Annotated in this window: 5 protein-coding genes; 1 reads left to right on the top strand and 4 read right to left on the bottom strand. The window is 60.4% G+C overall.

The annotated features are described in order from the left end of the window. Positions 1-255: 255 nt before the first annotated feature. The 4 genes from HX846_RS07185 to HX846_RS07170 form a co-directional block, all read right to left on the bottom strand. Positions 256-1,323: an ABC transporter ATP-binding protein gene (locus HX846_RS07185; protein WP_008430152.1), complete on the bottom strand. Its 1,068-nt coding sequence runs from the start codon at positions 1,321-1,323 to the stop codon at positions 256-258. Between the two features lie 5 nt (positions 1,324-1,328). Beyond that, positions 1,329-2,120 carry an ABC transporter permease gene (locus tag HX846_RS07180; RefSeq protein ID WP_008430153.1) on the bottom strand — a complete coding sequence of 264 codons (792 nt, stop codon included), beginning with the start codon at positions 2,118-2,120 and terminating at the stop codon, positions 1,329-1,331. A 28-nt stretch (positions 2,121-2,148) separates the two neighbouring features. Next, complete coding sequence (locus HX846_RS07175; protein WP_008430156.1) at positions 2,149-3,084, bottom strand: ABC transporter permease; 936 nt, start codon at positions 3,082-3,084, stop codon at positions 2,149-2,151. A gap of 109 nt (positions 3,085-3,193) precedes the next feature. Further along, positions 3,194-4,354 (bottom strand): PotD/PotF family extracellular solute-binding protein, encoded by a 1,161-nt coding sequence (locus tag HX846_RS07170; protein ID WP_008430158.1) that lies wholly within the window; start codon positions 4,352-4,354, stop codon positions 3,194-3,196. A gap of 759 nt (positions 4,355-5,113) precedes the next feature. On the opposite strand from HX846_RS07170, the gene HX846_RS07165 reads away from it, so the two are divergent. Beyond that, positions 5,114-5,367, top strand: a 254-nt coding sequence (locus tag HX846_RS07165; protein WP_256739789.1) for a thiamine pyrophosphate-binding protein, incomplete at its 3' end; no start/stop codon positions are given.

Here is a 5,367-nt window from a genome sequence, read left to right as displayed (position 1 = left end):
TGCCGGAGTGAGGGAACGCCGAGCCTAGGCGAGGTGCCGACAGGCGGGGCAGAGCCCTAATGAGATGGTCAGCCCGGCACGGGCCCCCGGTAAATCTAGACTTACCGGAGGGCCCACTTCCCGCTCAATAAAACCGACCATTACTCTCTTCCCCCCGGGCAAAAAAAACGCCAGACCAGCCTCCCGTGAAAGAGCGCATGATCCAGCGTAAAAATGAACCTCGGCTGCTTCAGCCAGGCCCCATGTTCAACCCCTTCAGACCGGAATCACCACAAAGCTTTCCGGTTTGCAGGTCAACGCCACGTTCGTACCCGGCGGCAGTGCGTGGCTGCCGGGAGTCGGCAGTTGCTGGCATTTGAGATCAAGCGTGCCACCGGCCACCTCCACGCGGTAGATCACCCGATTACCGATAAACGAAGTGTCCTTGACCTTCCCGGCGAACGCACCGTCGGCCAGTGCGGCGCCCAGCGCCGGCTCAAGGCCGATGGTTTCAGGCCGGATCGACACATTCACCGGCCCTGCACCCACGCCGCTTTTAGCCGTATGGGCATAACGCCCAAACGGCAACTCGACCACGCCACCGAGCCCATACGTGCCGTTGACGATATTGGTATCGCCGAAAAACCTGGCGGCAAACAACGTGCGCGGCGACCAATACATCTCCTGCGGCCCGCCGATCTGCTCGATGCCACCCTTGTTCAGCAATACCACACGGTCCGACAAGATCATCGCTTCGTCCTGGTCGTGAGTCACATACACAAACGTGGTGGAAGTCTCTTCGTGGATGCGCTTGATCTCGTTAAGCATGTGATGGCGAATCTTCAGGTCCAGGGCCGCCAGCGGCTCGTCCAGCAGCAACACCGCCGGGCGATTCACCAGTGCGCGGGCCAGGGCCACACGTTGCGCCTGCCCGCCACTGAGCTCGGAGATCCAGCGGCTCTTGAAGCTTTCCAGTTGCACCAGTTCCAGCGCCTTGTTCACTTCACGCTTGATCTCATCCTTGGGCTTCTTCTTCAAACGCAACCCGAAGGCCACGTTGTCGAACACGTCCAGGTGCGGGAACAGCGCGTACTTCTGGAACACCATATTCACCGGGCGGTGTTCAGGCGCCAGGGCGGTGGAGTCCTTGCCGTCGATCACCACTTTGCCGGTGGTGGGTTCTTCGAAGCCGGCAATGATCCGCATCAGGGTGGTCTTGCCGCAGCCACTGGGGCCGAGCAGGGTCAGGATCTCGTTGCGTTTTACCGTGAGGTCGACTTTGCCCAGGGCAGTGAGGTTGCCGTAGCTCTTGGAAATCCCGGTCAGTTCAATACTGTTGGTCATGGTGATTACTCTGCAGTTTCAGCACGTTCAAGTTCGAGGCGGCGACGACGCAAGGTCATGACCAGGCCGGCAATGGCGATGATGGCGATGGTCACCACCAGCATGAATACCGAGGCGGCATTGATGGTGGGGCTGACGGCGCGGCGCATCATCGAAAGAATCATGAGGGGCAGCGTGGTGTCGCTGCCGGTGACGAACACGGTGATCAGGAATTCATCCATCGACAGCGCCACCGCGAGGATCGCGGCGCCGGCGATGGTTGGCCCGATGATCGGCAGCGTCACCAGCCAGAACGCTTTGAGGGGCGAGGCGCCGAGGTCGCGGGCGGCCTCCTCGAACGACAGGTCGAAATACTCCAGCCGTGAGCGCACCGACTCCACGAAGAACGGAAAGGTGAACAGGGTGTGGCCGATGATCACCGTCAGCAGCGAGCGGGGCAGGCCGACCAGTGAGAAGAAAATCACCAGTGCAATCCCCAAAAACAAACCGGGCAAGGCGATGGGGGCGAAGTTCATGAACGCGAACACCGCTTTTACCCGGCCTTTCATGCGCATCAGCGCCAGGGCCGAGAACGTGCCCAGCAGCGTGGTGAGAATCGCCGAACCGGCGGCGACGATCGCACTGTTGGTCAGGGCTGTCATGAAGTCCGAACTGCTGAACAGCGCCTCGTACCAGCGCGTGGAAAAACCCTCGAACGGGAACGACAGCGAGGCGGACGAGTGAAAGCTGAACAGCGCGATAATCGCGATGGGCGCGTAGAGGAACAACATGTAGACGTAAGTGAATAACCGGATCATGGCGAGTTACCTTTTTTATGAGCGGCAGTCAGTCGTGGTAACGCTTGCCGGGTGCCAGGTTGGCTGCGCGCAACACCCCCAGCAGCAACGCGTACACCAGCATGAACACGATCAACAGCAGATAAGCCATCGCCGCACCGAGTGGCCAGTTACCTACCGAGCGGAACTGGTTGGCGATCACCAGCCCGGTGGTCATCGCATCCCGGCCGCCCAGCAGTTGCGGGGTGACGTAGTCGCTGGCGGCCAGCACGAAGGTGAACATGAAGGAGCTGACGATGCTCTTGTGGGCCATCGGCATGATCACCCGCCACAGAATGGTGACACCGCCGGCGCCCAGGTCGGCAGCGGCCTCCAGGTAGTCCTTCTTGATGTCCCGCAGGCCCGACACCAGCAGCAACAGAGTGAAAGGCAGCATGATGTGCACCAGGGTCAGCACCACGGCGAACTTGCTGAACACCAGCCACTCCAGCGGCTGGTCGATCAGGCCGAAGTGCAGCAGGGTGGAGTTGATCACGCCGTTGGTGCCCAGGATCGAGCGCCATGCGTAGACCCGTACCAGGTAACTGGAAAACCACGACACCAACGCCAGGTACAACACGGCGTTGGAGCGTGTGCGGTACACGATGTAATAGGCCACCGGCGCACTGATCACGGTGGAGAGCAGGGCGGTCCAGAAGCCGTTTTGCAGGGCGATCCACAGCGAGTCATAAAACCCGCTGGCGCTCAGGGCCTTGGCATAGTTGGCCAGGGTGGCGGCGGGCTCCATGCTGAAGGTCTTGGCGGTCCAGAAACTGGCAATCAGCAACAGTGCCGACGGAACCAGAAAGAACACCACCAGAAACAGCAACGGCGGCGACGCCAGCCAATACCCGCTGAGGGTTCTCTTATCCATCTTCACGTGTTTACCGACCCTTGAATCGCCGTCGTCCAGGGGCATGGACTCGGTGTTGTTGACTACGGTCATGATGAGGTTGCCTTTGCGTTTTTATTCGAGAGTCAGGGCGCGTTGACCCGTGGGGCGCGTGTTGATGAACACCCACCCCACGGTTGCCAGCGCCGGCGTGCCAAGCGCTCTAGAACGAGCCTTTGAAGTTCGCCCACTGATCGATCCATTCCGCATAGGTCACATACTTTTCGGAGCTCAGGGGCGGTTGGCCATAGAGTTTGGATTTCTCGAAGAAGCTGTCGAGGTTCGCGTAGTCAAAGGTGTTTCTCAGGTCCTCCGGCAGCAGCGGCACGGCCTTGGGGTTGACCACGCCGGAGAACATCGTGGTTGCCATCTTGGCCTGGGTATCGGGCTCCAGGGTCTTGTTGATGAACTCCAGGGCCAGGGGAATATCCTTGGCGGTTTTCGGGATGAACAACGCATCGCACCACAGCGCTGCGCCTTCGCTGGGCACCGACAGGGCAGTGGTCACGCCACGCTTGATGGTTTCGCTCGGGGTGTTGGCGGAGGCCGAGAACACCGCGTCCACTTCACCCGATACCAGCAGCGATACCGCGTCACCCGACGAAGCCGCGAACACGCGGCATTGATCACGGTACGGCTTGAGTTTTTCAAAGGCGTCGTTGAATTCGGCGCGGGTCAGGTTGGGGTACTTGTCGCCGTAGCCGGCGATAGTTGCGATCAGCGACCAGTTCGAGGTGCCGTCATCGACAAAGGTCAACTTGCCCTTGAGCTTGGGGTCCAGCAGGTCGGTGTATTGGGTGGGCTTTTTGACGTTCTTGGGGTTGTAGATGATGGTGTTCATCCCCCACAGCAACGGGATGCCCCATTGCTTGCCGTCCCAGTACCAACGGCTGCCCTTGTAGAACAGCGCGAGGGTATTGTCGGCGGAATAGTTGGGGATCTTCGTGGTGTCGATGGCCTTGAGCAGGCCCATTTCCTGATAGATCTTTTCGTAGCCCAGGGCGTACATGGTCAGGTCGAGCTGCACCGGATCGGAGCCTGCCAGCCGGGCGGTGATGTCGTCCTGGTTGCTGGCATAACTGGAGCGCACGGTAACGTTGCGTTGCTTGCGCCAGTCGGCGAGTTCGGCGTCGCCGGTTTCGCCTTCCCAGCCGAGGATTTCCAGGTGCCCGGTGGTGGCGGCAAATGCGCTGGGCACGAACGAGCCGAGGTACAAGCCTGCGGCAGAGGCGGCAGCGCCCAGCAGGAACGAGCGTCGTTTCAAGCTGAGGGAATTGAAGTCAATGCCGGTCAAACCATAACCCGTCTCTATTTCTTTTTTCATTTCGAGTTCCTGCCTGGGTGGTGGGTGCAAATGTTGAGCGACTTGCAAGGCGTGGGCCTGGTGTCGATGCCAGGTGCGTCCTTTTGTATGCAGTCAGTTGGATCGGCAGTGTTATGGCCAGCATTGATTCCATGCTGCTGGGGAGGGTGGTAAGGCCTCCACTGTTCCGATTGACTCTTCCTTGGCGGGGCGACGCACGCTTATTCCGGGCTGCAGGGTGTTGCGGGCCTGAAGCGGTGCGCCCAGCGCTTGATAGGCTCGGCTTGTTGTTTTCATGGGTTGAGTATTGAGCGGGGAGGCGGGGGGCTCAATTTCGCAGGGGGGTTAAAAGCGACGCACTCTGACGCATTGGAGTGACCTAAGCGGCGCACGTGGGGGGCCAGGGGTTTCTGGGGGGATCCGTAGCAAGAGCACGGCGGCCTGAAAGCCGACCTGCAGGTTAGAAACCAGAGCAGAAGCAGAGCGGCTTTTCTGTAGGAGCTGGCTTGCCTGCGATGCAGACAACTCGGTACATCAGACACACCTGGGCGATGCCATCGCTGGCAAGTCAGCTCCCACATTTGACCGTGCCCGCTTTAGCTTTTGATTTGGCTTCTAACACTCAAGCCGGCCTGCAGGCCGCTGTGCTGTAGTGAGCCCCAATATCTGCGTCAATCTGCGTCTCTTTTACCCAAGGTGCGAAATTGAGCCCACCCCGCACCAGGCGAATACTCCAAGCCTGATCCCGGCCCAGACGCCGCGCATTCGCTGGAGTATCGAGTGAAATTCACAGGTGGCCAAATCATCGCCAAGGCACTCAAGGCCAACAGTGTCGACTACGTAGCCGGGCCCCCGGGCGACGGCGCCCGGGCCCTGGTGGAAGCGCTGCTGACCCCGGGCACCGACATCCCCTTTATCCACGTCATCCAGGCCCACAGCGCCGTGCACCTCGCCGACGGCTACTACCGTGCGTGCGGTCGCCCCATGGCCGTCGTACTTACGGGCCCCCTGGGCATCCCCTCAGCCCTGGGAGC

Source organism: Pseudomonas sp. K5002 (genome assembly GCF_013386655.1).
GTDB lineage: Bacteria > Pseudomonadota > Gammaproteobacteria > Pseudomonadales > Pseudomonadaceae > Aquipseudomonas.
Note: the sequence above shows the minus strand (reverse complement) of the source record. Positions and strands in the feature narration are given on the sequence as shown.

Excerpts from the sequence above, each read along its gene's own strand:
- HX846_RS07175 (WP_008430156.1), bottom strand. The coding sequence starts at position 3,084 with ATGACCGTAGTCAACAACACCGAGTCCATGCCCCTGGACGACGGCGAT.
- HX846_RS07180 (WP_008430153.1), bottom strand. The coding sequence starts at position 2,120 with ATGATCCGGTTATTCACTTACGTCTACATGTTGTTCCTCTACGCGCCC.
- HX846_RS07170 (WP_008430158.1), bottom strand. The coding sequence starts at position 4,354 with ATGAAAAAAGAAATAGAGACGGGTTATGGTTTGACCGGCATTGACTTC.
- HX846_RS07185 (WP_008430152.1), bottom strand. The coding sequence starts at position 1,323 with ATGACCAACAGTATTGAACTGACCGGGATTTCCAAGAGCTACGGCAAC.